The sequence below is a fragment of the Candidatus Thiothrix putei genome (genome assembly GCA_029972225.1).
Classification (GTDB): Bacteria; Pseudomonadota; Gammaproteobacteria; order Thiotrichales; family Thiotrichaceae; genus Thiothrix; species Thiothrix putei.
In genome coordinates this window covers 3,778,527-3,802,819 of the sequence record CP124756.1, presented here as the reverse complement: position 1 = coordinate 3,802,819, position 24,293 = coordinate 3,778,527, and the positions used below count along the sequence as shown (strand labels likewise).

Genomic DNA, 24,293 nt, shown 5'->3' with positions numbered 1-24,293 from the left:
AACGAATGGATTGTACAACATATTCTGCTTGTATTCCGCAAAAAATATTAGAGAACGCTAACATTATGAATCACTATTACCAACAAGCAACTTTTCTACAAAGTGCGACCACTCGTAAGACCCTGCCAGCAGAAAGTGGTTTGGAGATTGCTTTTGCTGGGCGTTCCAATGCGGGAAAATCAAGTGTAATCAATCGGGTATGCTCGCAGAAGTCATTGGCGAGAACCAGTAAAACGCCAGGTAGAACCCAGTTAATTAACTTTTTTCAGTTACCGGATACCCATTTTTTGGTGGATTTGCCCGGTTACGGTTATGCAAAAGTACCGGAAGTGGTTAAGTTGGAATGGCAGAAATTCATCGAGTCGTATTTGACGCAGCGGAATACCTTACGCGGAATGGTGTTGGTGATGGATATTCGACATCCAATGACGGATTACGATCAGGCGATGTTGCGTTGGGCACGCAACAGAATGTTGCCGGTGCATGTGTTGCTGAATAAGTCAGATAAATTAACTCGCGGTGCGGGGATGAATGTGCTGTTACAAGTACGCAAGGCTTTGGCTGATTACGGCATAGCTTCAGTACAAACATTTTCTGCACTTAACAAGCAAGGGCTGGACGAATGCTGGGGTATTCTGGATAAATGGTTGGGCAAGGATATTTAACGGTGCTTATTCAGGAAGAGTTCATTTCGTTAAGGGTATCCTTCTTCCTGTAGGAAAAAGGAACCCCGGCCAAACAGGGGGTCTAAAAAGCCGGGGTTTAACGAACAGGTCTGGATTGGGGACACCAAACCTGTGTCCGTAAACAAGAAATACTGATGCCGGGCTTAAGCATCACCTAGTGTATTTCTTGATACTTCACGGAAACTTTTCATAAAATCAAAAATATTTTTGAAGTATCTGTTTCGAATAGTAACGCATTTCTAAGTATTGTAAAAATAAAATACTTTAATGGTCTTGGCGTCTTATATGATAAGCCTGCTCTCTTTTGGGAGCTGCCAAGTTATATAGTTTAGCGTAAACCTTTCTCCCAGAACGGCTTATTAGCGGCGCTCTGAAGATTCTCAGTGTGCCTTGGGATTGCTGATCTTTCCAGCGTTGACGGGGCAATGATGACAGTTATGTTCCTAGGACGCCCTCCCCGCAACAATGTCATATGTACTTCTGAGCCTACCCGTAAATCACCTATGATGTTTTTAACATCAACAGCGCTTTGAACATTTCTACTGTTTAACCGTGTGATGATGTCACCTGCCTCAATACCGGCTTTTTCAGCAGGAGACCCGGGGAGAATTTGGTTGATAATCGCCCCCTCATTGGGTTTCATGCCAAAGTTACGTGCCATTTCGGCATCAATATCTTGTACTTCGACGCCTAGTTGACCACGTTCAACACTTCCGTACTGGATAATCTGTGTGATAACACCCGCAGCAGTGTTGATGGGGACAGCAAAGCCAATACCTAAATTACCACCGCCTTGATCCCCCAGTATTGCTGTATTTATACCGATCAACTCGCCATTTAAATTAACGAGAGGACCACCTGAGTTACCTAAGTTGATGGGGGCGTCAGTTTGAATAAAATTCTCGTATTCACTGATGCCGGGATTACGGTGTAGCGCACTAATAATGCCGGATGTTACTGTTTGACCAATGCTGTAAGGGTTGCCTATCGCGACTACGAAGTCCCCGACGCGCAAACGATCTGAATCACCAAAACGCATGTCAGTTAAGCGTTCTGCCGGGATTTGTAATACCGCTAAATCAGCACGGGGGTCGATACCAACGACTTCTGCCAAATACTTGCGCCCGTCTTTTAAGGTAATGTGGATAGCATCAGCATTCTCGATAACATGAGAATTTGTTAAAATGTGCCCACGTTGAGCATGAATAATGACCCCTGAGCCAGTACCATTAATCCGCCGTTCGCCGGGCGGGGCATCGCCAAAAAAACGCTTGAAAAAGGGGTCATTGAGTAGCGAGTCATTAATTGGCTGGCGTCCTTCCGTGGCAATATTGACAACAGCAGGTGTAATTTTCTCTAACATCGTTGCCAGAGAAGGAAGTGCTTGCCCATTGATTTCTGTTGGCAATGCAGCAAAGACAGCATTGGGCGAGGCAATGGGCAATACAAACGCTGCTAATAAAACTATCTTGCGTGTGATGGGAAGCATAACCATATTCTACTGTTCTCGGTATGGGGTGTTCAATGTTTTCAGACAGTTATCCGTGGATAAGGTTCCTTGTCAACTTATGTGCTGTCGGGGGTTCCACGTGAACAGCGTTTTCATTTTGGCATAATACTCTTTTTGCTCTGCTGTATCAGCAGGAGGTGTATGAACTTGCAGTACGATATACAAGTCCCCTGTTTCCTGCCCTGCAATGCCACGTCCCTTTAAGCGCATTTTTCTGCCTGATTGGGAGCCGGGGGGGATTTTTAGACTGATTTTGCCTGCTAGGGTTTTTACGGTGATGGTCTCTCCTAGCGCGGCTTCCCAAGGAGTAATGGGTAAGTCGAGGTAGATGTGGCTACCTTCGCGTCGATACAGGGGGTGCTCCTTAAGCCTTACTTTCAGGTAAACATCCGAGCCATGTGAGCCTTTACCGGGAATACGGATTCTTTTGTCATCCGATATATCTGGGGGAATGCGTATTTGTACGTTGTCTCCCGTTGGTAGCCGAATGGTTTTTAGTCCCCGGTAGATGTCTTCTATATCAATTTCTAAAGTAGAAGCAGACTGTGCAGCATGAGAGGTGTTGGCAGTGCCATTGGCCGGGCGTCGGGAACCACCAAATAAACCTTCAAAAAAATCACTGAATCCAGAGGCGGATTGTTGATGGTTGAATCCGCGCCGGGCAATGTCTTCAAAAAACGAGGCATCAAACTGAGAGCTATTGCCCCAGTTGGGTGGCGGTTTGAAATTCTGACCCGCACGCCAATCTGCGCCCAGTTGGTCATAACGGGCGCGTTTGCTTGGGTCACTCAAGACTTCGTTAGCTTCATTAATTTCTTTGAAGCGTGCTTCCGCGCCCTTGTCCTGATTGCGATCAGGGTGATATTTAGCTGCCATGCGCCGGAACGCTTTTTTGATGCTATCCTGATCCGCATTGCGTTCAACGCCTAAAGTTTTGTAATAGTCTTTGTATTCCATCTAATACCTCTGTCGCAGAGTCTACGACAAAAAACGCCGCATAGGCGGCGTTTTCTGACGAAGTATGTCTTTATCTGAGCCTATTAAGATTCGATTTGTACCTCAATTTTGCGGGGCAAAACCTTTTCTTGTTTGGGAATGGTAATATCCAGCACCCCATTGTTGCACTTGGCCGTGATTTTATCACCGTTAGCCGTATCCGGCAGGCTGAAGCGGCGATGAAAGCGCCCTCGCACCCGCTCAACGCGCTTGTAACCTTCTTTTTCTTCCGTGTTATCCAGTTCACGTTTACCGCTGATGGACAATACGCCATTTTCCATGTGTATTTCAATGTCTTCCACTTTAACACCCGGAATATCGGTGTGGATTAACCAGGCATCTGCCGTTTCACGAATGTCTACCGCTGGTGTCCAGTCGCTGACTGGGCTGGTGGTGTCTGAATCACGACGCAGCAGGCTGTCCATTTCGCGTTGCAATTGGTTTAATACTGACCAAGGTTCATAACGTGTCATGTTCATGGTTTAACCTCCATTGTGAATGGTTTCATTAACTTAACGCGAATATGGAGGTGCGGCATCGGGATTCAAGAGGTTTTTTTATGTATTTTTTGGCCTTACTCGATATTTTGTACTTGCTCGCGCATTTGTTCGATCATGACTTTGAGGTCAACTGCCGCTTGAGTCGTGTCGGAATCGTTGGACTTTGAGGAAAGGGTGTTAGCCTCTCGGTTAAGTTCTTGCATTAGGAAATCTAGGCGTCGCCCGACTGGCTCATCGCGTTCTAGTACGGCGTTGATTTCGTCCAAATGCGCCATAAGACGGTCGAGTTCCTCCTCTACGTCTAGTCGTTGGGCAAGGATGACGAGTTCTTGTTCGATTCGGTTGTAATCCGGTGATATTTTGAGTTCTTCAATGCGACTGAGGATTTTTTCACGTTGGGCTGAGATGATGCTGGGGCGGTGCTTGCGGATACGCACGGTAATCTCAGCAATTTGGTCGAGACGCTGGTAAATGAAATCGGCGAGGCGTTTGCCTTCACGTTCACGCATTTCCAGCAAGTCATCTAAGGTGTCTTGCAGCAAGGCTTTAGCATGAGCTGTGAGGACGTCTTTGTCCGGGGTGGCGTCTTGAGTAACGCCAGGCCAGCGCAATATGTCTACTGCTTTGAGGGGTTCGGGGTTGTTAGTGATGGTTTCTAACTGGCGGCAGGCAATAATCAGGGCGCGAGCGAGTGGTTCGTTGATGTGGATTTCGCTGGTATTTCCAGTTGTCGGGGTAAAGCGTAGGCTGGCTTCAAATTTGCCACGTTTGAGACTGCCTTGGATAATGTCCCGGAAACTGTTTTCTTGACTGCGAAACTCTTCTGGCAGACGTAAACTGATGTCGAGGTAGCGGTGGTTGACTGTGCGGGCTTCCCATTGGAGCGTGCCGTGCTCAATAGTCAGTTCGCGGTGAGAAAAAGCCGTCATGCTGCGAATCATGGGTATTGGTTTCCGTTTATCTTGGTTAATGTTAATGGTAGTCGATTTGGGGCGTGAGTTCATGCTTTTGCCGTAAGATGGCACGGGCGCATGACCAGATGTCAACCTGTTCAATACCCTGTGCCAGCAATAAAGAGGCCAGTTCGCGGGCAGTTGAGCCTGTGGTGATGACGTCATCGAAAATGGCAATGTGTCGGTAGGTGAGTGGCGATTGTAACTGGAAGGCCGCGTGTACATTGCGTTGACGTTGGCTGGAGTCCAGTTCTGTTTGGGGTAAGGTGAATTTGCTGCGTGTAATCGCGTGATTCAACAGTGGGATATTCAGTTGCTTGGCTAACGGGCGAGCGAGTTCTAGGGCTTGATTAAAACCGCGTTTGTGTAGTCTTGCTGTGTGCAATGGTACGGGGAGAATGGCCTCGGGACTTGTTGTTAATTGTGCCAAAATGCCTGTGGCGGTTAATTCACCTAGCGTGGCGATTTCGCGCAGATTCTTACCAAATTTGATGCCGAGTAACAGGTTGCTAATCGGTGGTTGGTAAGCAAATGCACTGAGACTGTTAATGCAGCCGGGTAAGGGCACGTTCTGTTCCGGTAATAGCCAGGGCAAATCCGCATGGCAGTGTTCGCAGAGTGGGTAGTTAGGAAGACGTTGCTCACAGCAAAAGGCACAATAAGGGGTAAGGCTATGGCTTAATGTTTGCCACAGTTGCTGTGCGTAATTCATCGTTTGCTTAGGTTGCTAAGTAATGTTGGTATGCTCAGCAATAGACTGCCTGCCATGCCATAAAGGTGAGCAGCGTAAATAACAGGTGCTTCGATTAGGCTGGCAGAGGCTGATTCTCCCCCTGACCACCAGTCCCACACAGTTTTGCCACCTAAGCCAAGCAGGATGAGAGCTGCCATCAGCCAGTCTCGTTGTTGCAGTAGGTGAATGCCGCCGAGCATGAATAGACCGTAAAGCGTACCCGAAAAGCCTGCATACCAAACCCATTCGGGGTTGAGCCACCACAAACCTGCTCCTACACAGCTCGTTAAAAAAGCGATCTGTATAAGCTGAATACTTTTGCTGAATGGCAGTGGTGCAATAAAAGCCAATAGCCATAAGCCTGCAAGATTGAGCGCTAAATGCCAAAAATTAGTGTGCACTAAGCTACCTGACCAGATACGCCAGTATTCTCCGGCGACAATCCAATGGCGGTGGTACAGTAATTCGTCATGAAAAAACTGTAATAATGGCAGCAACACCGTGAAAATGATGGCAATAATGCAGGTGTTGACGCATTGTCGGGTGGGTTTACTGATGTCTAAAGTGTGCAACATGGTAAACAGTATGCCAGAATCGCAACTACGAAATCTTGTTTATGAGGACTAAAGGGCATGAGTATCAGTAAGGCGGGGCGGGGTAAGCCAAGTCAGGTAGGTTTTTCCTTAACGGAGTTGATGATCGTGATTGTGATCATCGGCATTTTGTTGGGATTGGTGTTCAGTAACCTGAATGTTATGGGGGATGCACAAAACCTGAAAGCAAAAAAAGAAGTCGGTGATTTGAAAATTAAACTGGAAATGTACCGTGCGGATAATGGTGTTTTCCCACCATCTGGCGCGTTGGGTGCGTTGGTGACGAATCCGGGTAATGCACCGCGTTGGCGTCAGTACATGAAAGATTTGCCTAAAGACCCTTGGGGTAATGACTACCGTTACCTGAATCCGGGCACTCGTGGCGGTGAAATCGACGTTTATAGTATTGGGCCGGATAAACGTGAAGGTACAGAAGATGATGTGGGTAGCTGGCAGTTATAAGTGCAGGCAAACCCGCCAGCAGGGATTTTCCCTGCTGGAAATGATGATCGTTATTATGGTGATCGGCATTTTATATGCGTTAGCGGGTTCGATGTTGAATTTGTCGGTGTCTGATCCGCTGAATGAAGAAGTGACGCGTTTGCGTGAGCGTGTGCAAATGGCTCAAGATGAAAGTATTGTGCGTTCACAGGCATTGGCATTGGGTTTTGGGGAAAATGGCTATGCTTTTTTTGCCCAGAACGACCAGCTTCAATGGGAACCGATTGATAAAGATGGTTTGTTGCAAGCCTACACTTGGCGAGGGAGTTATGAGCAGGTGCTGTATCTGCAAGGGCAAGCGGTTAGCTTGCCGGATAATGACAAAATCCGCCCACAGGTTTTTATTTTGCCGACGGGTGAGATGATGCCGTTTGAATGGCATTTGCGGGATAACGCGCAGCGAGAGGGTGTTGTTCAGTTCGATAATGTAGGTCGCTTAGTGGATTTAGCCACGGAGGCTGGTTGAAATGCGCCAGCAAGGTTTTAACTTAATCGAAATCATGTTTGCGTTGCTGTTACTGGGGTTGGTGATCTCGGTCAGTGTGGAAACCAGTAGCGGTGATTTTGCTAGCTATAACCGTATGAAAGACACTACGTTGGCACGTTGGGTGGCTTTTAATCAAATTGCGGCGGTGCAAACAGGCAAAGGCTTTCCTGCAACAGGTAAGTCTGAGGGGGTAGCTGAAATGGGGGAGGGGGCTTGGCAATGGCAGCAGGAAATTTTAGCGACGCCTGACCCTGATTTACGTAAAGTGAAAGTTAGTGTGTTTCGTGAGGGGCAGGCACAGCAAATTCTCGCGGTTGAGGTGGCTTATGTGGCTAATCCCCAGCCAAAGATGCGGAGTCAGGGGCAATGAGGCGTATCCGTGGTTTTACCTTGGTTGAGTTGATGATTTCGCTGGCTATTTTTTCCTTGCTGATTACGTTGGCGTATCAGTCTGTTAATGTGTTGCTGGATGCGGGGCGTCAGGTTGAGCAGCCGCAAGTTGAATTGCAGCAATTACAGCGGGCGATGGTGTTTGTCGAACGGGATATGCGTCAACTGGCTTTGTTGCGCCCGCAGAGTGCCGGGGGGATTGGGCAGGATGTTGGTCTTGCTAATAGCAGTATTGTTAAGCCTGAAGATTTGGGTGCGTTGCTTGAGTTTACACGCGGTGGTCATCCTGATGTGGCCTGGCAATTGCGTGCTTCGGGGCAAATGCGTAGTGGTTTGCAGCGGGTTCGTTACGTACTTGAAGACGGTAAGCTGCTGCGGCAGACATGGAACTTGGTTGACCATGTTGAAGGGGCGACACCGGTGTCCCTGACTTTATTAGAGGGACTGGAAGGTGAGCCGCGTTTTCGTTTTTTGTCTGTGCGGGGTGGTGAGTTTAAGGATGAGTTGCCTAAAGAGCGGGCGACATTGATGGCAGTCGAGTTTTCTTTGCGGCACAAACGCTTTGGTGTGCTTAGGCGCGTTTTTGGTATATATTTATAAGAGATTGCTAATATTCATTGGTGGGCGACTGGAATTCAGGGAGTTTAAACGATATAGTTCTGCCTAGATTGTTGAGAGGGGATGGAGAGGAGCGAGTGCACTGGTTGCAGTCGGGACATTCCTCTTGCGTGCCTTTGAGATCATGCCGCTTTGAGGAAACCTGACCGCCGATGAGTATAAGAACAAATACACTGAGATTGCTGCTAGTGCTTGGCATTATCGGCTGGCTACCTGCTGTAGTGCAGGCGGCTGAGATCGTGCGTGTAGAAACTGTCACTTCATTGTCTCGCTCTGTATTGGGAAGTACGGTTATCCCATACAGAGAGGTAACATTGTCTGCCCAAGTTCCTGGGGCAGTCAAATTAGTTGCTGGCGAGGCAGGTTCGAGTTTTAAGCAAGGTGATGTGATTGTTCGTATTGATGAATCTCAATTGGTGGCGAAACGCAATGCGGTATTTGCGCAAATTTCTATCGCACAAGCGGCGTTACAAAACGCTCAAGCACAATATACCCGCGAGATGATTTCTCCGCGTAGTAAAGATATTGGTACGATGCCGGGTTTTGGATTACCCGCTATGTTTGATATGGCGATGGTTCGGCCGTTTGCTGACTCTATGATGGGTAATTATGACTCTGACATGGGGCGTTATTCTGATCTGATGAGTAGTGCAACGGGGGTTTCGCAAGCACAAAGTAATTTACAGCAGGCGATGTCGCAGTTGCAGGAAATTGATGCAGGTTTGCGTGATGCTAAATCCATTGCTCCTTTTGATGGTATTGTATTGGAAAAAATGGTTGAGGCTGGTGATACGGTACAACCCGGTCAGCCGTTAATTAAGTTTGGTTATGTTAAGTACAAACGCTTACAGGCGGATGTGCCTTCCGGTTTGGTGAGTAATTTGAGCGAAGGAATGTTGGTTCCTGCTAAAATTGACAGTAAAACCACGATAATGGTGAAGGTTTCACAAATTTATCCTGTGGCTGATCCGAGTCGCCATACGGTAACGGTTAAATTCGATTTGCCGGTGGATTCGGTAGCTGCTCCTGGCATGTATGCCGAAGTCTATTTGCCAGAGGGTAAAGCCGGTGATGCTAAAGTTGTGGTGATCCCTAAAACTGCATTGCTCAAAGGGCGCAGCCTTCCGAGTGTGCTAGTGGTAAAAAATGATAATACCTCCGAATTACGCTTGGTTAGACTGGGCGCTGAACAAGAAGATGGCAAAGTAGAAGTGGTTTCTGGTTTGAGTGCAGATGAGCGGGTGATTGATAAACCTCCTGCTACTGCCTCATCTGGCTGGATGCCCCATGCAGAATAAAGATGAATGTGATTTTCCCTGCTAGGAATGTAAGTAATTATGAATGATTCGCCGCACAACGCATCCAGTCAGCCCCAGCATAATTTGGGTATGGCGGGTGCTATGGCTAAAGCCTTCATCACCTCCCCACTCTCATTATTGCTACTGTTGGCTTTTTTTGCAGTGGGTGTGTTAGGGATGTGGGTAACGCCACGTCAGGAAGACCCACAGATTTCTGTGCCGATGGTGGATATTTTTGTGCGTTACCCCGGTGCGTCGGCGCAAGAAGTTGAGAATCTCATTTCCCGTCCACTAGAAAGTATCATGTCGGAAATGACGGGTGTCGACCACGTTTACTCTTATTCCGCTCGTGAACATTCCATGGTGACCGTGCAGTTCATTGTGGGAGAGGAGCTGGAGTCTTCGCTAGTCAAGCTCTATGACAAGCTGGCGTCTAACAAGGATCGTATTCCTATCGGGGTGCAAGAACCCATGGTAAAGCCCAAAGGTGCAGATGATGTGCCGTTGGTGACGCTGACTTTGTGGTCGAATCAGGTAGATGATGCTAATTTGCGCTTAGTCGCGTTGGATGTGCTGCAAAGCCTGCGTGAAGTGGAAAACACTAGCCAGAGTTTCATTGTCGACGGTCGGCATGAAGAGTTGAAGGTGGAAATTCTGCCAGAGCGCTTGGCGACTTTTGGGGTGTCACTTGATCAAGTGGCTAATGCTATCCGTATGGCAAACTCTGAGCGTAATACCGGTTCGGTTGAACCCAATGAGCGTGTGTTTAAAGTATACAGCGGCGCGTTCCTCAGTTCTGCTGAAGATGTTAAGCGTTTAATGGTGGCAGTCATTGAGGGACGACCCGTTTATGTGCGGGATGTGGCAACAGTGACGGAAGAGCCAAGCGATGCAGGGCGTTCGGTTGGTTATTATACGGGTTCTGCCATTGGTGAGGCTGAGGAGAAGGCTGACAATGCCCCAGCAGTGACTTTGGCAATTGCGAAAAAGCATGGCACCAATGGGGTGGATGTTGCCTCTGCTGTGTTAGCAAAACTTGACGGCCTTAAAGGGCGAATTATTCCTGATAATGTTAATGTTGAGATAACCCGTAATTACGGTGAAACTGCTAAGGCAAAGGTCAATGAACTGATCTTTAAGTTGTTTGTGGCAACGGGTATCGTAACTGTGTTGGTATGGTTCTTCCTCGGCTTGCGGGCAGCAGGGGTTGTATTGATCGTTATTCCCGCCGTTATTACTACCACGGTTTTTGCAGCTTGGCTTATGGGCATGACCATTGACCGGGTAAGTTTATTTGCCTTGATTTTCTCCATCGGGATTTTGGTGGATGATGCCATTGTGGTGGTGGAAAATATTTACCGCCGTTGGTTGTTGATTGAAAATACAGATGTTGAAACTGCTGTGGATGCGGTGCGCGAGGTGGGCAACCCGACCATTCTGGCAACGGGTACGGTTATTGCGGCACTGTTACCCATGGGGTTTGTCAGTGGCATGATGGGACCTTATATGTTACCAATTCCCGTCTTGGGGTCGGTGGCAATGGTCATCTCGTTATTTGCGGCATTCGCCTTTACGCCATGGTTAACGAACCGTTTCAAACCTTCATTGAAGAGTCTGCACGATGCGGCTGAAAAGGAACACAAACAAGCAGCCCGGATGGAGAAGTTGTTCCGTGGCATGATTGTGCCGTTGGTAACGGATAAGAAAAAAGGTTACGCTTTCCTGCTTGCCATTATTGTGGTGTTCTTCGCATTCATGTTGTTGTTTTACCCGCTCAAATCGGTACGGGTGAAAATGTTGCCTTTGGATAATAAGCCAGAATTCAATGTCGTTATTAATATGCCAGAAGGTACTGCATTGCCTGTCACGGCTAACCTCATGCATACCATGGCGACTAAGTTGAAAGAAATACCGGAGGTGACGGCGCTGCAAACTTATGCGGGTACTGCGTCACCGTTTAACTTCAACGGTTTGGTTCGCCATTATTACCTGCGTCAACAATCCTGGCAGGCTGATATTCAAGTGCAATTGACGGATAAACATGACCGTAAACGCACCAGTCACGAGATTGCGGTAGAGGCGCGTGCTTTGTTGCAGCCTATGCTGAAAGGTACGGGGGGGAAGTTGCAAGTGGTTGAAATGCCACCAGGCCCGCCTGTATTGCAGTCTGTTGTAGCTGAAGTGTATGGGCCTGATGCTAATACTCGTCGACAAGTCGCTGCTGATTTGACCAAGTTGTTCGAGCAAGCGGAAAACTTGGATGATGTGGACAACCTGATGGAAGAGGATCATGAGATCCTACGTTTCATGGTTGATTCTGATAAAGCACAACGAAATGGAATCACTGCAGAAAGTGTCAATCGTACCTTGGAAATGGCGATGGGTGGTTTCATTCTTGGGGATATTAAGAAAAATGCTCTGATTGATCCGACACGCATTGTGATGCAAGTGCCATTGAGTGCGCGTTCCCAGATTTACCGTTTGTCGCAATTACCGGTGACTAACCAAATTGGGCAATTTGTTCCATTGCATGAACTCGGTACATTCGTATTCGATAAGCAAGATAAGCCGATTTACCGTAAAGATTTGCGTGCGGTGGAATATGTTACCGCCGAAACGGTAGGGCGTTTGGCTGCCCCCGTGTACGGTCAAGGACAAGTTGAAACCTTACTGGCAGAGTTTAATAACGGAGAAGGGTATCGTTCACCCGACGGTACGCTGTTATTAGACGAAGCATATTGGTTAAAGTCACCACAAGATGTGGAGCGCAAATCAGCCTTTGAATGGGGCGGGGAATGGACGGTTACATGGGAAACGTTCCGGGATATGGGTATCGCCTTTGCCGCAGCGTTGGTGTTGATTTATATGTTGATTGTGGCGCAGTTTGGTAACTTCACCTTGCCTGCCATTATCATGGCTCCGATTCCGCTGACCTTGATTGGTATTGTGCCGGGACATTGGTTGATGGATGCAGAATTCACAGCAACATCCATGATTGGTTTCATCGCTTTGGCTGGGATTATCGTGCGTAACTCTATTCTATTAGTAGACTTTGCGCGTGAGGCAGTCCTAAGTGGTGAAACGGTGCTGGAAGCGGTCATTCGTTCTTGTGAAGCACGGACTCGCCCTATCATTATTACCGCACTGGCCTTGTTTGGTGGTTCGATGGTTATTTTATCCGACCCCATTTTCCAAGGCATGGCCGTGTCGCTTATTTTCGGTGGTGCTGTCGCGACCTTACTGACTTTGTTGATCATTCCATTGGGTTGTATTAGCGCGGGTGATTCATTGGGGGGGGCTCCCGGTAGTAATGGAGGTGGCGGTTCTTCGGGTGCACATGCTGCTGTCGGTGCTCATGGAAGTAGTGGAGCGCACACTGAAACATCTAGTAAAAGTGTTGGAACAATCGCTAAAGATACGGTGGTTTACATTGGTATGTACTTAGTGTCGTTGTTAGGTGGTTTGGTGGCAGGTATCATCGGTATATTTGCAGCTCTACGTAAGTTATTACAAAAACGCAAAAATCGTGAAACGGCAAAACAGCAAGCGTTACGTCAACAGTCTAAAAAGCAAGCAATAGCCTCAGTTGCTAAACAAGCGGGTGAAGGTAAAACAGTTAGTGTGATGCCTGAGACTGTTACAGCAACTACAGCGCCAGCGGTTGTTGCGGCGACGGTTGATGATGATGCAGTACAAGAACAATCTATTGATGTTGTCGAGGCTGTAAAGCCGGAGACAGATACCGCCGACAGTAAGCAACAACAAGATGAGATGCCCTTGGGTTCTGGTGACTCCCAAGAGCGAAAGAAATCCTCCGGTAGACGGGGCATAAAACTTAAGACGGATATTTAATCTGGAAGGAAGACTAGCATGACTATATTTAACAAAAAGCGCATGGCATCAGCCGTTGCAACGGCTGCAACATCTGCTGCTGTAATGTTGTTGAGTGCGAATGTATGGGCTGAAGGTGCAGAATTACCGCCGCCGCCGCCAGGCCCATTTGTAACAGAAGGTTCTGAGCAAATGGTAGGTGTAGCAGGAGCACTTGCTGCACCTGTGGCTCCAGCCGCTCCTAAAGCACCAGAGCTTCCGGCGGCTCCGGCAGCCCCTGTCGTACCTGCTGCCCCTGCACAGCCAGAAGTACCTGTAGCCCCTTCGGCTCCTGTTGCAGATGCAGCTATTGCTGCTCCAGCCGCTACTGAATTGAAAACACCCGAAGTTCCCGCAGCTCCAGAGGCAACGGCTCCGGCAGCACCAACTGCGCCAGAAACAAAGGCTCCAGAAGCTCCGGCAGCACCAACTGCGCCAGAAACAAAGGCTCCAGAAGCTCCGGCAGCACCAACTGCGCCAGAAACAAAGGCTCCAGAAGCTCCGGCAGCACCAACTGCGCCAGAAACAAAGGCTCCAGAAGCTCCGGCAGCACCAACTGCGCCAGAAACAAAGGCTCCAGAAGCTCCGGCAGCACCAACTGCTCCTGTTGGTATGCCCGCAGCAGCTTCTGCCACTGAAGCAGCGCAGCAAGCTCCTGCACAACCCGCTGCTCCAGCTGTTCCAGAGCAACCTGCTGTTCCCGCACAGCCAGCCGTTCCAGAGCAACCTGCTGTACCCGCTGCTCCAGCCATTCCAGAAGTACCAGCAGCTCCGGCTCAACCGGCAGCGGCTGAAACTAAAGTTGCTCCTGAAGTACCAGCAGCTCCGACTCCGCCACCAATGCCTCAGCCGCCAGCAGCTTACTATTACTTGTATGCTATCCCTATGCCGCAAGGAGTGCCGGGTTACGGCAATGGTGCTGGTAATGGGATGCCTCCTGCGCCTAATATGATGCCTCCCGCGCAGGGGCAACGAGCACCAGAAATGCAGCAATACATGCCGCAAGGTGGTTACCCTATGCCGATGGAGCGTGGTCACGGTGTTGCTCAAATGCCAGTGCCACCACAGCAACCACCTGCACAGTAATAACAGCGCATACCGTTAGCCCGTCCGTGAGGGCGGGTTTCGTGCAAACTTAGAGTTAAGTGAGTCTTAGATGATTACGCTGATTGGCAACCTCAAAGGAGGAACTGGCAAGAGTACCATAACGTTTAACCTAGCGTTGTGGGTGGCGACCCGTCACAATAAACATGTGGTGGTGTACGATCTTGACCCTCAAGGAACGAGTGCTGATGCTTTTGAGATTCGTCAGGAAGAGGGATTTTTGCCTGCTATTGTGCCATTAACCTCTGTCAGTGATTTAGGTGCGGCAGACAGTAAATCTGAAATTTTGGTGGATATGGGCTTGGCTGACATGGCTGCGGTTGAAGTGGCAATCAGCAAGGCTGACCGTATTGTCATCCCTGTTGCGCCAAGCCAAGCAGATATTTGGTCGACCCAGCGTTTTCTGAAAATGATTGGGGATGTCCGTAAGGGACGCGATGTTGAACTATTAGGTGTTATCAACAGAGCAGATACCCATCACGCAGTACGTGAAACGTCAGAGGCTGCTGAAGCCATGCAAATGCTTCCCGGCATCCGCTTGCTAGAACAGCGTCTGTATATGCGCACAACTTACCGACGTTCCTTTAGTGAAGGTTTGGCGGTATTTGAAATGGAGCCGCGTTCCAAAGCGGCATTAGAACTGGATGCATTGGGACGTGCTTTGTATCCTGTATAAACATTATTTTTAATAAATCTGGGGTTTTAAGGAGATTCAGATGCATATTTTTCGTTGGTTAATGAAACATCCAATTTTGCTAGCTTGGTTGCTGGCTATTATTGCCATTCTGTTAAATTTCAGCATGGGTAGTAAGCAAGGTGAACACGGTAACGAAGTCGCAGCGACGGCTCATGAGCAGCCGTCTGCTGTTGAGCACAATCAAACTGCGGTAGTTGCTCAACAAACCGCGCCAGTTGCAGAACCACAAGCTGTTGCTGCGCCTGCTGAGGTAGTTACTCAACAAGCCGCGCCAGTTGCAGAACCACAGGCTGCTGCGGCTGCTGAGGTAGTAGCTACTCAACAAACCGCGCCAGTTGCAGAGCCACAAGCTGCTGCGCCTGCTGAGGTAGCTACTCAACAAGCCGCGCCAGTTGCAGAGCCGCAGGCTGCGACTCAAACCGCAGCTACTGCTCAGGTTGTTGCCTCTGCTGATATGTTACGTGCTGCCCGTGAAGCTTACTGGGCTAACGAACTGGATAGAGCCGTTGGTTTGTATAATGACCTGCTCAAACAAACGCCCGATTCCTTAGAATACAAAGGCGAATTGGCAAACGTTTATTGGAAGCAAGGTAATGCTCAACAAGCGGCTACGTTGTTTGCAGAGGTGGCTCCTAAACTTGCTGAGCAAGGTCGTGTTACCGAAGCATTAAACATGAAGTTGTATGTGGATATGGTAAACCCTGATCTTGCGAAGCAAATTGATGCTGCGCTGAAAAAATAAAGCAGGTCAGCAGCGGAGAGGCAGGTTTAAGTATGCAATAACTTGACCTGTCTCTACTGCTAGATTACGAGTAAAAGAATAAAATAGATTCCAAAGGATGTTCAGGAGACAAATTAATGTAGAACGCATGGGATGAAGCGTGATACGCATTCACAGTAGCCGATCTGTTATCTAGAGAGATAGAGACGCGTCGGGAAATCAGGAGCCAAGTATGAATACGAATGAGAAATCCTCAGAGTCAGGTGTCAACGACATTAAAAATGAGTTACACCATGTTGAGGATGAGTTGCAGGATTTTGAGGAGCGACAGGTTAATGTCACTCGTACTTTGCAGATGATTGTCTATCCTGCAATGGTGGCGTTCATCATTCTTTCGGCTTATGGCTTTTATTTAGTTCAGTCGCTTACCACCGACGTGCATAAACTGACTGAAACCATTTCTAGCATGAACCAAACGGTTGACTCCAATATGAATCGGATGGCGGATAATTTCGATACCATGACGCTTCATATGACGAACATGACACAATCGGTGGGTGAAATGACCCACAATATTGTGGATATGAACAGTAGCACTCAAGATATGGCCGGGAACATGAAGCAGATGGATGCTTCAACCCAAAATATGGCTGTTTCCACGTACAATATGCAACGTGATATGTGGAGTATGAATAAAAACATCTCCGGCCCAATGAAAATGTTTAATAAATTTAGCCCATTTGGTAACGACACGACTTCACCGTATGTTGTTCCCCCTCCCGCCGTTGCCACGCCTTACTATAATTACTATGCAGTGCCTCAAAACGTTGCCCCTCAAGGAACATCTGTAGCGGTTCAACCACAATTGCAACAACCTATACAGCCTGAAATACCCACAGTTGCTACGCCGGTGCAACCAGCAGCAACCAGTGTACCGCCACCGATTGGAGGGAGTCCTGTCGTTGAGCCTTCGCCGACTGATTCGGCAACAGCGAAAGATGGACACAGTTCGGTGACAATAGAAGGTGATAGCCTCGCCTCCCTAAGTAATTAAAGGATAGACATGACACCAGCCAAGCGAATGGAGCAACGCCTTAAACGGTTGCAGGAACATCTTAAACGCGAGAATCCGGTTTTGGTTGAAGCAGTCAATCAGTATCGTGAACTAGATGCCATTGCGCAAAAGCTTGGTTTGTTGAGTGGTGGAGAATCGTATGCTACCCAGATTTCGTGGTGGCCGATGATCTCAATTCTGGGGACGTTCTCAGCGGGCAAATCCAGTTTCATCAACACTTTTTTAGGTATGGATTTACAACGTACCGGTAATCAGGCGGTTGATGATCGTTTTACGGTAATTACCTTCAGCCCGGATGGACATGTGCGCACGTTGCCGGGTTTGGCATTGGATGGCGACCCACGTTTTCCTTTCTACCAAATCAGCGAAGAGATTGAACATGTCTCCAAGGGTGAGGGGGCAAAAATTGATAATTATCTCCAGATGAAGGTTGCCCCTAGTGAAAAGATTCGCGGTAAAATTTTAATTGATTCGCCGGGATTTGATGCTGATGAACAGCGTAAAGCAACGTTGCGGATTACTGACCATATCATTGAATTATCCGACTTGGTGATGGTGTTTTTTGATGCCCGTCATCCAGAGCCGGGGGCGATGCAGGATACACTGGAGCATTTGGTCAAAGGTGCATTACGCCGTAATGACAGTAGTAAGTTCTTGTTTATCCTCAATCAGATTGATACTTCCGCCCGTGAAGATAACCTCGAAGATATTGTATCGGCTTGGCAAAAGGCATTGGTACAACAAGGATTGTCGGCCGGTAGTTTCCACATTTTGTTCAATGACAAGTTGGCAGTGCCGGTAGCCAATGAAAATGTATGGGCACGTTACGTGGCGAAACGTGATGCAGATTACCAGCGGATCATGAGCCGAGTTGATGGGGTAAACATCGAGCGTGTTTATCGTATTGTGGGGGCAATGGAGTCGCAGGCCAACGAGATAGAGCAGCAAGCTGTGCCGCGTATTCGTGAGGCATTACAGCGTTGGAAAAAGCAAGTGCTGGCAGCAGATGCTTTGGTTTTTGGCTTGCTGGCGGTTGCATTGGTGGCGATGAGTATTGAGTTTGGTTATTGGGAGGGGTTGTTATTCAACCCACCGTGGTTAGCGGCTTTTGCTGGTAATCTATGGGCGACATTAGCCGTACTTGCGGTTGTCGTGGGATTGGCGTTGGGCTTGCACTACCTGATTCGTAATCGTTTGGCAAAGCGGCTGGCTGCTACGCTGAGTAAGTCGGAATCCTATGGTAACTTGTCGGCTGCTTTTTTGAAAAGTACCAAGTTTTGGCGCAGCATTTTTCAGAATTCACCTGCGGGGTGGAGCCGCCGGACACGTGGTCGTTTGGATGCTATTCGTCATGCCACTGACCGTTTTGTTCAGCATTTGAATGACCGCTTTACCAGTCCATCCGGTGATAAAGCCAAATCTGCTTAAGGCGTTTTGCCTCTGGTTGTTATTGTCGTTGCTCAGCGCTTGTGAGCAACGCAGCGCTGCATGGCATATCGAGGGTATGCAAGGTACTGCTTTGTGGCATGTCACACTTACTGCGCCTTCCCCAGACCTCAATGAGGCTGCACTCAGGGATGGTTTGGCTAAAACCTTTTCTAAAACCAATCAGTTACTGGCAACGTGGGATCAAACCTCCGTTCTCTCGCAATTCAACCGTTATCAGGGTACGGACTGGTTTCCGGTGGAGCCAGAATTGGCACAACTGGTTGATCTTACTTTAAACATTAGCAAGCAAAGTGAAGGTGCATACGATGTGACCGTCGGGCCACTGGTTCGTTTATGGGGCTTTGGTTCACATGAGTCAGAGAAAGCCCAAATTCCGACCCAGACGGATATTGATACCGCACTTGCACGGGTTGGTTATCAGAAACTTCAGGTGCGGTTTGATCCAGCAGCTCTGCGCAAATCACAGGCAGACGTGCAAGTAGAGCTGGCTTCGGTCGCCGATGGTTTTGCTGCTGATCAGGTAGGTTTGTATTTGGAGTCATTGGGGATCCGCGACTACATGGTGGAAATTGCAGGAGAGGTTCGTACCCGTGGCCTCAGTCCGCGAGGTGATGCTTGGCGCATTGCGATTGAAAAACCTCAGGAAGAGCGGCGGGCTATCCAACAAGGCATTTCTCTGCAAGATGCCGGTTTGGCGACATCGGGCGATTACCGTAATTTCTTTATGAAAGAGGGTAAACGTTATTCACATACGGTGAATCCTGTTACCGGAGCGCCAGTTACACACAATCTTGCCTCTGTGTTGGTATTGGCTGCCGATGCGACCCGTGCGGATGCGTATGCGACGTTGCTGATGGCTTTAGGTGAAGAAAAAGGCAAGGATTTTGCTGATAATTATAACATTCATGCCTATTTTATCTGGCGAGTGCATGACGGATTTAAGGTCTATGCAACTAAGGGAATGCAATATGTATTAAAAAAATAAATGCATATATAAAAATAATGATAAAACCTTGTTTAAGGTATTTTCCCGTAAATTTAGATGAGATATATTTTTGAGCGCTAATTTTTAATGATTAGCTAGTAACGTTGTGCTATAAATATTTCAATTAATTTATTGTTGAAATTTATTGGTTAGCGGGGGCTTTATGTTCAAAAAAAATCCATTTCAGTTGATACGTCTAGTAAAAATGCCTAGTGTCATCGTGATCGCTGCGTTATGCGGTGTTTTAATGACGGCTTGTGATGGTGATTGTAATATTGGTTCAACAGTACCATTAACATCTACGCCGTTACCTGCTGGTGGTGGGGGAGCTCAACAAGAAGAGGCTCAACCACAAACGTGCACGGGGCGCTTTTGTAAGTACGACAATACGGGTGTTAGATTAGATGACCTCGCTGAAAACTGGTCATGTGTGGAAGATACGGCGACCAAAAAGTTTTGGGAGGTGAAAAGCCTTGAGGCCAGTAGTGCGCGGTATAACCTTTGGAGTTATGCGTTGACCGGTACAACGGGTGTGGATTGTGGCGGGTTCTTGGGAGCTTGTACACCAGCGGCTTACGTTGATGCGGTGAATGCTGCACTATCGGAACCACGCCCTTGTGGTACGACTAAAGTTTGTCGAATTCCCACTCATTCCGAGTTGATTGATCTGGCTATGCCAACAGCATTGTTACCTTCGGAGGCGGGTAAACTGACTGAACGTGAGCAGACCTATTTACCTGACAAAAAATTCTTCCCAGATCATCTGGATGGTGGAAGCTATTGTACTGACACTATTAAGGATGTTGGCTCCAGACAAGTGATATATGGTGTCAGTATTCCAGCAAACACACGGGCAGATGCTTTTACGTTATACATGGCTCCCGTTGTCGATGCGGGCGCGACTTGCCATACTCGCTTGATTTGTGAGTAGATCTCTGACCTTAGCAGGGCTTGTTGCTGCACTGTTAATGTTTTTAAAACAGTTGCTTGGAGTATTTGCGTTAAAAATGTGCCTTCAATTTTCTTGAGCTGTGCTATAAAACATTTAGCCATAAAGCGTATAGGCTAGAATTTCGTTGCTTAAGATTTATTAGGATAATAGCTATGTCAGAAATTTTCTCACCCAAAGAACGCCCAGCAATTAAAAAAGGTGGCTTGGTTTTGGCCATGGTGTTATGTGCTTCTTTATTAAGTGCGTGTGACTGTGATGGTGATTGCAGCACTGGCGTTGCGCAACAAGGTACGTCTCCGACAGGCACAACGCCAAGTGACGGCACTGGCGGCGGTATAACAACACCTACTACTACAGCGCCCAAATGCGCGGCAAAAGATGATACAACTAAACTAACTGCCCGTTTCTGTAAATATGACAGTACCGGGGCTATGCTGGATGATTCAGCAACCTCTTGGTCATGTGTGGAAGACACGTTGCTGAAGAATTTCTGGGAAGTCAAAACCGATGACGGTCTCTTGCGTGACAAAGATTGGTCTTATGCTAAGGATGGCGCATCTGGTGTTACTTGTGGTGGTACTCTTACAACTTGTTCGCCTGAGGCTTATGCAATAGCCGTGAATGCTTCAGCGACTAAACCTTGTGGCGCGAGGACTTGCAGTCTTCCTTCCCATACGGAGTTAATCTATTTGGCGCTTCCGACAGCGGCTTTCCCACAACCTGACGGGAATGCGAAGTTATCAACGACGACGACAAATTATGCCCCCCCTGCTGCTTTCTTCCCTGAGGCAATTCCGAGTGCCTTATGGTTCAATTCCACTGATGATCAGCAGGTTGATTACTCTAAAGTTATTCCAGCGGGAACTCCATTCAACAATGTATCTGATGAGGGTATGGCTCCTCCAGCTGCGCCTACATTGGCTGGACATGTACGCCTGATTTGTAAGTAATAATCTACACTCAGGGGGGGAGGTTTTTCCCCCTGTTGCCCATCTATCATAAAAAATATTACGTCTGTATCAATAAATATCACACTATTTTTTATTTTGTTCTATAAATATATCTGTTGCGTAAGGCTGCGTAACTAATGAAATAACCAACTTATAGAGCAGGATAATTATTATGCAAATGACAACTCAATCTACTGGCCGTCTATATGCAAACAAGGGGCTTTTCTTGGCTGTTGCATTGTCAGCTTCGTTACTGACTGCTTGCGGCGGCGGCGGTGGTTCTTCTGCCAGTAATGATAACGCCGCTACTCCCAGTCCGGCACCAGGAACCACGAACCCTACAACTACTGCCCCTGCAACCAGAACGTTTACCCAGTTGGATGCGAATGGTGGTGATGTAACGCCTGGTCTTGAGTCTGCTGCCTGTGTTAAAGATAGCCAAAGTGGGCGAGCTGATCGTTATTGGGAAGCCAAAACAGATGAGCCATCGGGTCAAACACTGAGTGGCGAAACGTTCCGAGATAAGGATTATGGGTATTTCTGGTTTGATGGTACAGGCGGTGCTAAAGGCCCAGCAGCCGGTGCTGCGACGGTCGCGAATTTGTTCAGTGGTACGCCATGCCAAGCCTATGGAACGACGCTTAAGACATGTGATACAAAAGACTATATTGCAGCAGTAAATGCAGCAAAAGTGTGCAATAAAACGACATGGCGTCTGCCTACGAAAGATGAATTGATGAGTTTGGTTGATTCAACGCAGACACAGAAGCCGTACATCAAGCCTGTATTCGGTAGTACTGCGGCAGAAGATCCAGCAGGAGCCAATCAGGTTACACGTGGCTACTGGACGAGTACAGCAGTAGCTACGGATGCTTCCAGACGTGTAGCAATCAGCTTTGGCAGTAAGAATGGCTTGGTAGAAGAGCACCTTACCCATGGTTCGCATTATAACTATGTTCGTTTGATTGCGGACTAAGTAGCGTGTTATCAGGTAGGGAGTGATCCCCAATACTCTCATCCTCTGTGGCGGCCTTCGTGTCGCCACAATTTGTTTATCCTGCCTTTTTTCTTCCTATTGCGCTGAACATTTCACAAAATGGCTTGTCATAATCGGTGATGCAAGTTATTGACAATCTTGTATCAGGTCGTGGACTCTTCCGACAATCTTCCTCCTCGGATCAGACGGGGAGGTATTTTTTACCACAGCTTATGAGGGCTACTGTGAAAATAATCCATTACTGTCTTTCAGCGTTGCTCCTGTTTGCCGTGGCAGGCTGCGATCGGCTAGAACAAGATATGTTATCCGCCCCGGATGATGCCACACTTGATCGTTATGGTTTTGAGACGGTTAAGTTGGGCGATAAGCGGGCAGAAGCAGTTAAATCACTGGAAACTCTCTTACGCGCACCGCTGGAATGTAAACTGGGCAAGACTGGGCTAGGTGATAAGCGTAAGGCTTACTTGCTGGAAGAATGCAAGGCGACCCCCGTAAACGGTGAAGTGGGCAAACTCTGGGATGAGAAACTGAGTTTTTTCAAAGCGGTGTTTGTGGAAGATCAGTTGTGTAGTCTGGAAGTGCAAATGAAAACTTCCGGTAACTATGAAGCGTTGTATGACGCGCATGGGAAAAAGATCATTAACTTATTCGGTAAACCGGATGAGGTCGAGGCAAAAGGTGTTGTTTGGCAGCGTGAAAACGATGAGGCTGTGCTAAAAGACTTAGGCGGTGGCAAGGTGAGTCTTGACATTCGCAATAAGAAAGTCATGCAGGCATTGCATCACAAAGGGTAAGGAAGGGCTAAGGGGGCAGACGGGGCATAACTTTGTTATGATGCAAGTGTCATTCATGTACTTGTGTTGTTATGCCCCGTATTCTTTTATTCAATAAACCGTTTGATGTCCTCTGTCAGTTCACCGATCAGGAAGGTCGTGCAACACTGGCTGATTACATTTCTGTTCCTGATGTGTACACAGCAGGACGCTTAGACCGTGACAGTGAAGGGCTATTGCTGTTGACGGATGATGGTAACTTGCAGCACCGGATTGCTGACCCCAAACATAAAACCAGCAAGACTTATTGGGTGCAAGTAGAAGGCGCACCGACTGAAGCTGATTTACAACCCTTGCGTCAAGGAATCCGTTTAAAAGATGGCATGACGCGCCCGGCTACGGTACGTCTTATGGCAGAACCGCCCTGCTTGTGGCCGCGCCATCCGCCTATTCGGGTACGCCAGTCGATTCCAGACACCTGGTTAGAAATAACGATCAGTGAAGGGCGTAATCGCCAAGTCAGGCGGATGACGGCGGCGATTGGTTTCCCCACCTTACGCCTGATTCGTTACCGGATCGGTACTTGGACGTTGGAAGGTTTAGCCAGCGGCGAATGGCGTGAATTGTGAGCATCAACTTTCTCGTCTACGTAAACAACGTTCAATGCAATCGAGAATATCACGCTCCATAGAGCGGCTGTCATGAATGCGTACATAAGCACTTAAAAACGACACAACCCGATGGGCTAAGTTTGGCAGGTTGTCATGCGAGTCGCTTACGGCAGCATATAGTTCACGCTCGTTTTCCAAAAAATGGCACATGAGGCTGTTCAACGGAAAAATTTCTCGTTGAACATACAAGGCAAGCCTGTGCGTATGCTGACTAATGACGACAAATGCCTCTGGTGTCAGGGTAATGACTGGATTTTCCACGCTATGCTCCTTTCCTTCAGGGTAAGACCTTATTCTGATTGTTTCAGTCTGATTTAAAGAGAAGCATAGTCTTGATGGTGCTTATGTACAAACTTAGCTTGCTGTTAGCAGAGTGGCGTTAATGGGTGTCAAGATGATACGTGAGCATCACTTTTTCCCCGGCAGCTAAAGGTTGTTTTAAATCAATGCTGAACAAAGCAGGGCGATGTGTATTGCGGAAGCGGATGGCGGCAGAATGTTCCACCCAGCCTTGTTCGCGAGGTTTGCCATTCACATCCAGCACGGCGTAATCGACATGCCCGAAACGCACAGGTTCACGCCCGGTGAGGCGAATTTGCCCTTTGATTGTTTGACCTTCTACGCGCAGTGCTTGAAAGGCAACAGGGGCAGCATGGGTGTCAGTGACAAAGCGATTCGTCGTATTATCGCCTGGGGCAATGGCACACGCGCTGATGCTGACCGCTAAAACGATGCTGGTTAATAGAGGTTTGACGGTGAACATGATGATTTTTTCCTCGAATGT

General features: G+C 48.0%; 27 protein-coding genes. 18 read left to right on the top strand and 9 right to left on the bottom strand.

Going from position 1 to position 24,293, the window contains the following annotated elements; genetic code table 11:
- The first annotated feature begins 65 nt into the window (after positions 1-65).
- On the top strand, positions 66-665 hold the full coding sequence (gene yihA / locus QJT81_19545) for a ribosome biogenesis GTP-binding protein YihA/YsxC (protein ID WGZ93954.1): 600 nt from the start codon (positions 66-68) through the stop codon (positions 663-665).
- 349 nt (positions 666-1,014) lie between these two features.
- Here the strand turns inward: yihA and QJT81_19540 are convergent, their stop codons facing one another.
- From QJT81_19540 to rrtA, 6 genes are all read right to left on the bottom strand, one after another.
- Positions 1,015-2,175, bottom strand: coding sequence for a Do family serine endopeptidase (locus QJT81_19540; protein WGZ93953.1), 1,161 nt, complete (start codon positions 2,173-2,175; stop codon positions 1,015-1,017).
- Positions 2,176-2,247: 72 nt separating this feature from the next.
- Complete coding sequence (locus tag QJT81_19535) at positions 2,248-3,153, bottom strand: DnaJ C-terminal domain-containing protein (protein WGZ93952.1); 906 nt, start codon at positions 3,151-3,153, stop codon at positions 2,248-2,250.
- Between the two features lie 83 nt (positions 3,154-3,236).
- Positions 3,237-3,671, bottom strand: a complete 435-nt coding sequence (locus QJT81_19530; GenBank protein ID WGZ93951.1) for an Hsp20/alpha crystallin family protein — start codon at positions 3,669-3,671, stop codon at positions 3,237-3,239.
- A 95-nt stretch (positions 3,672-3,766) separates the two neighbouring features.
- On the bottom strand, positions 3,767-4,633 hold the full coding sequence (locus QJT81_19525) for a YicC family protein (GenBank protein WGZ93950.1): 867 nt from the start codon (positions 4,631-4,633) through the stop codon (positions 3,767-3,769).
- Between the two features lie 31 nt (positions 4,634-4,664).
- Positions 4,665-5,357 carry a ComF family protein gene (locus QJT81_19520; protein WGZ93949.1) on the bottom strand — a complete coding sequence of 231 codons (693 nt, stop codon included), beginning with the start codon at positions 5,355-5,357 and terminating at the stop codon, positions 4,665-4,667.
- Positions 5,354-5,953 carry a rhombosortase gene (gene rrtA / locus QJT81_19515; GenBank protein ID WGZ93948.1) on the bottom strand — a complete coding sequence of 200 codons (600 nt, stop codon included), beginning with the start codon at positions 5,951-5,953 and terminating at the stop codon, positions 5,354-5,356. Before rrtA ends, QJT81_19520 begins: the two co-directional genes overlap by 4 nt.
- Positions 5,954-6,010: 57 nt before the next feature.
- Between rrtA and gspG the strand changes: the two genes are divergently transcribed.
- The 6 genes from gspG (at position 6,011) to QJT81_19485 (ending at position 13,117) form a co-directional block, all read left to right on the top strand.
- Positions 6,011-6,433 carry a type II secretion system major pseudopilin GspG gene (gene gspG, locus QJT81_19510; protein WGZ93947.1) on the top strand — a complete coding sequence of 141 codons (423 nt, stop codon included), beginning with the start codon at positions 6,011-6,013 and terminating at the stop codon, positions 6,431-6,433.
- On the top strand, positions 6,408-6,938 hold the full coding sequence (locus QJT81_19505) for a GspH/FimT family pseudopilin (protein ID WGZ93946.1): 531 nt from the start codon (positions 6,408-6,410) through the stop codon (positions 6,936-6,938). The genes gspG and QJT81_19505 overlap by 26 nt, the downstream gene beginning before the upstream one ends.
- A 1-nt stretch (position 6,939) precedes the next feature.
- Entirely contained in the window at positions 6,940-7,329 is a 390-nt protein-coding gene (gene gspI, locus QJT81_19500; protein ID WGZ93945.1) for a type II secretion system minor pseudopilin GspI, read from the top strand.
- Entirely contained in the window at positions 7,326-7,949 is a 624-nt protein-coding gene (gene gspJ / locus QJT81_19495) for a type II secretion system minor pseudopilin GspJ (protein WGZ93944.1), read from the top strand. The genes gspI and gspJ overlap by 4 nt, the downstream gene beginning before the upstream one ends.
- A gap of 170 nt (positions 7,950-8,119) precedes the next feature.
- Complete coding sequence (locus QJT81_19490) at positions 8,120-9,265, top strand: efflux RND transporter periplasmic adaptor subunit (protein ID WGZ93943.1); 1,146 nt, start codon at positions 8,120-8,122, stop codon at positions 9,263-9,265.
- 39 nt (positions 9,266-9,304) lie between these two features.
- Positions 9,305-13,117: an efflux RND transporter permease subunit gene (locus tag QJT81_19485; protein WGZ93942.1), complete on the top strand. Its 3,813-nt coding sequence runs from the start codon at positions 9,305-9,307 to the stop codon at positions 13,115-13,117.
- Between the two features lie 343 nt (positions 13,118-13,460).
- Here QJT81_19485 and QJT81_19480 read toward each other — a convergent pair whose 3' ends face one another.
- A complete protein-coding gene (locus QJT81_19480; protein ID WGZ93941.1) occupies positions 13,461-13,841 on the bottom strand; it encodes a hypothetical protein in 381 nt (126 codons plus the stop codon).
- Between the two features lie 134 nt (positions 13,842-13,975).
- Between QJT81_19480 and QJT81_19475 the strand changes: the two genes are divergently transcribed.
- The 11 genes from QJT81_19475 (at position 13,976) to QJT81_19425 (ending at position 23,467) form a co-directional block, all read left to right on the top strand.
- Positions 13,976-14,221, top strand: a complete 246-nt coding sequence (locus QJT81_19475) for a hypothetical protein (GenBank protein ID WGZ93940.1) — start codon at positions 13,976-13,978, stop codon at positions 14,219-14,221.
- A 70-nt stretch (positions 14,222-14,291) separates the two neighbouring features.
- Entirely contained in the window at positions 14,292-14,915 is a 624-nt protein-coding gene (locus tag QJT81_19470; protein WGZ93939.1) for an AAA family ATPase, read from the top strand.
- Between the two features lie 40 nt (positions 14,916-14,955).
- On the top strand, positions 14,956-15,678 hold the full coding sequence (locus QJT81_19465; GenBank protein WGZ93938.1) for a hypothetical protein: 723 nt from the start codon (positions 14,956-14,958) through the stop codon (positions 15,676-15,678).
- A gap of 211 nt (positions 15,679-15,889) precedes the next feature.
- The gene (locus QJT81_19460; GenBank protein WGZ93937.1) at positions 15,890-16,711 is read left to right on the top strand and encodes a hypothetical protein; all 822 of its coding nucleotides are present in this window, start codon (positions 15,890-15,892) and stop codon (positions 16,709-16,711) included.
- A 9-nt stretch (positions 16,712-16,720) separates the two neighbouring features.
- Entirely contained in the window at positions 16,721-18,160 is a 1,440-nt protein-coding gene (locus QJT81_19455; GenBank protein ID WGZ93936.1) for a dynamin family protein, read from the top strand.
- Positions 18,114-19,166 (top strand): FAD:protein FMN transferase, encoded by a 1,053-nt coding sequence (locus QJT81_19450; GenBank protein WGZ93935.1) that lies wholly within the window; start codon positions 18,114-18,116, stop codon positions 19,164-19,166. Before QJT81_19455 ends, QJT81_19450 begins: the two co-directional genes overlap by 47 nt.
- 163 nt (positions 19,167-19,329) lie before the next feature.
- Positions 19,330-20,097, top strand: a complete 768-nt coding sequence (locus tag QJT81_19445; protein ID WGZ93934.1) for a hypothetical protein — start codon at positions 19,330-19,332, stop codon at positions 20,095-20,097.
- 173 nt (positions 20,098-20,270) lie between these two features.
- Positions 20,271-21,068 carry a hypothetical protein gene (locus QJT81_19440; protein ID WGZ93933.1) on the top strand — a complete coding sequence of 266 codons (798 nt, stop codon included), beginning with the start codon at positions 20,271-20,273 and terminating at the stop codon, positions 21,066-21,068.
- Positions 21,069-21,240: 172 nt separating this feature from the next.
- A complete protein-coding gene (locus QJT81_19435; protein ID WGZ93932.1) occupies positions 21,241-22,044 on the top strand; it encodes a DUF1566 domain-containing protein in 804 nt (267 codons plus the stop codon).
- Between the two features lie 245 nt (positions 22,045-22,289).
- A complete protein-coding gene (locus tag QJT81_19430; GenBank protein ID WGZ93931.1) occupies positions 22,290-22,859 on the top strand; it encodes a hypothetical protein in 570 nt (189 codons plus the stop codon).
- A 71-nt stretch (positions 22,860-22,930) separates the two neighbouring features.
- Complete coding sequence (locus QJT81_19425; GenBank protein WGZ93930.1) at positions 22,931-23,467, top strand: pseudouridine synthase; 537 nt, start codon at positions 22,931-22,933, stop codon at positions 23,465-23,467.
- Positions 23,468-23,470: 3 nt separating this feature from the next.
- On the opposite strand, the gene QJT81_19420 is transcribed toward QJT81_19425, so the two are convergent.
- The gene (locus tag QJT81_19420) at positions 23,471-23,770 is read right to left on the bottom strand and encodes a hypothetical protein (GenBank protein ID WGZ93929.1); all 300 of its coding nucleotides are present in this window, start codon (positions 23,768-23,770) and stop codon (positions 23,471-23,473) included.
- Positions 23,771-23,888: 118 nt separating this feature from the next.
- On the bottom strand, positions 23,889-24,272 hold the full coding sequence (locus QJT81_19415) for a hypothetical protein (protein WGZ93928.1): 384 nt from the start codon (positions 24,270-24,272) through the stop codon (positions 23,889-23,891).
- Positions 24,273-24,293: the final 21 nt, after the last annotated feature.

What these genes read in the sequence shown, in the direction of transcription:
- QJT81_19460 (WGZ93937.1), top strand. Translation starts at nt 15,890, where the DNA reads ATGAATACGAATGAGAAATCCTCAGAGTCAGGTGTCAACGACATTAAA.
- QJT81_19445 (WGZ93934.1), top strand. Translation starts at nt 19,330, where the DNA reads ATGTTCAAAAAAAATCCATTTCAGTTGATACGTCTAGTAAAAATGCCT.
- QJT81_19505 (WGZ93946.1), top strand. Translation starts at nt 6,408, where the DNA reads ATGATGTGGGTAGCTGGCAGTTATAAGTGCAGGCAAACCCGCCAGCAG.
- QJT81_19485 (WGZ93942.1), top strand. Translation starts at nt 9,305, where the DNA reads ATGAATGATTCGCCGCACAACGCATCCAGTCAGCCCCAGCATAATTTG.
- QJT81_19455 (WGZ93936.1), top strand. Translation starts at nt 16,721, where the DNA reads ATGACACCAGCCAAGCGAATGGAGCAACGCCTTAAACGGTTGCAGGAA.
- QJT81_19435 (WGZ93932.1), top strand. Translation starts at nt 21,241, where the DNA reads ATGCAAATGACAACTCAATCTACTGGCCGTCTATATGCAAACAAGGGG.
- QJT81_19470 (WGZ93939.1), top strand. Translation starts at nt 14,292, where the DNA reads ATGATTACGCTGATTGGCAACCTCAAAGGAGGAACTGGCAAGAGTACC.
- QJT81_19475 (WGZ93940.1), top strand. Translation starts at nt 13,976, where the DNA reads ATGCCTCAGCCGCCAGCAGCTTACTATTACTTGTATGCTATCCCTATG.
- QJT81_19450 (WGZ93935.1), top strand. Translation starts at nt 18,114, where the DNA reads ATGACCGCTTTACCAGTCCATCCGGTGATAAAGCCAAATCTGCTTAAG.
- gspI (WGZ93945.1), top strand. Translation starts at nt 6,940, where the DNA reads ATGCGCCAGCAAGGTTTTAACTTAATCGAAATCATGTTTGCGTTGCTG.
- yihA (WGZ93954.1), top strand. Translation starts at nt 66, where the DNA reads ATGAATCACTATTACCAACAAGCAACTTTTCTACAAAGTGCGACCACT.
- gspJ (WGZ93944.1), top strand. Translation starts at nt 7,326, where the DNA reads ATGAGGCGTATCCGTGGTTTTACCTTGGTTGAGTTGATGATTTCGCTG.
- QJT81_19535 (WGZ93952.1), bottom strand. Translation starts at nt 3,153, where the DNA reads ATGGAATACAAAGACTATTACAAAACTTTAGGCGTTGAACGCAATGCG.
- QJT81_19415 (WGZ93928.1), bottom strand. Translation starts at nt 24,272, where the DNA reads ATGTTCACCGTCAAACCTCTATTAACCAGCATCGTTTTAGCGGTCAGC.
- QJT81_19530 (WGZ93951.1), bottom strand. Translation starts at nt 3,671, where the DNA reads ATGAACATGACACGTTATGAACCTTGGTCAGTATTAAACCAATTGCAA.
- gspG (WGZ93947.1), top strand. Translation starts at nt 6,011, where the DNA reads ATGAGTATCAGTAAGGCGGGGCGGGGTAAGCCAAGTCAGGTAGGTTTT.
- QJT81_19525 (WGZ93950.1), bottom strand. Translation starts at nt 4,633, where the DNA reads ATGATTCGCAGCATGACGGCTTTTTCTCACCGCGAACTGACTATTGAG.
- QJT81_19540 (WGZ93953.1), bottom strand. Translation starts at nt 2,175, where the DNA reads ATGCTTCCCATCACACGCAAGATAGTTTTATTAGCAGCGTTTGTATTG.
- QJT81_19465 (WGZ93938.1), top strand. Translation starts at nt 14,956, where the DNA reads ATGCATATTTTTCGTTGGTTAATGAAACATCCAATTTTGCTAGCTTGG.
- QJT81_19520 (WGZ93949.1), bottom strand. Translation starts at nt 5,357, where the DNA reads ATGAATTACGCACAGCAACTGTGGCAAACATTAAGCCATAGCCTTACC.
- QJT81_19425 (WGZ93930.1), top strand. Translation starts at nt 22,931, where the DNA reads ATGCCCCGTATTCTTTTATTCAATAAACCGTTTGATGTCCTCTGTCAG.
- QJT81_19490 (WGZ93943.1), top strand. Translation starts at nt 8,120, where the DNA reads ATGAGTATAAGAACAAATACACTGAGATTGCTGCTAGTGCTTGGCATT.
- QJT81_19440 (WGZ93933.1), top strand. Translation starts at nt 20,271, where the DNA reads ATGTCAGAAATTTTCTCACCCAAAGAACGCCCAGCAATTAAAAAAGGT.
- rrtA (WGZ93948.1), bottom strand. Translation starts at nt 5,953, where the DNA reads ATGTTGCACACTTTAGACATCAGTAAACCCACCCGACAATGCGTCAAC.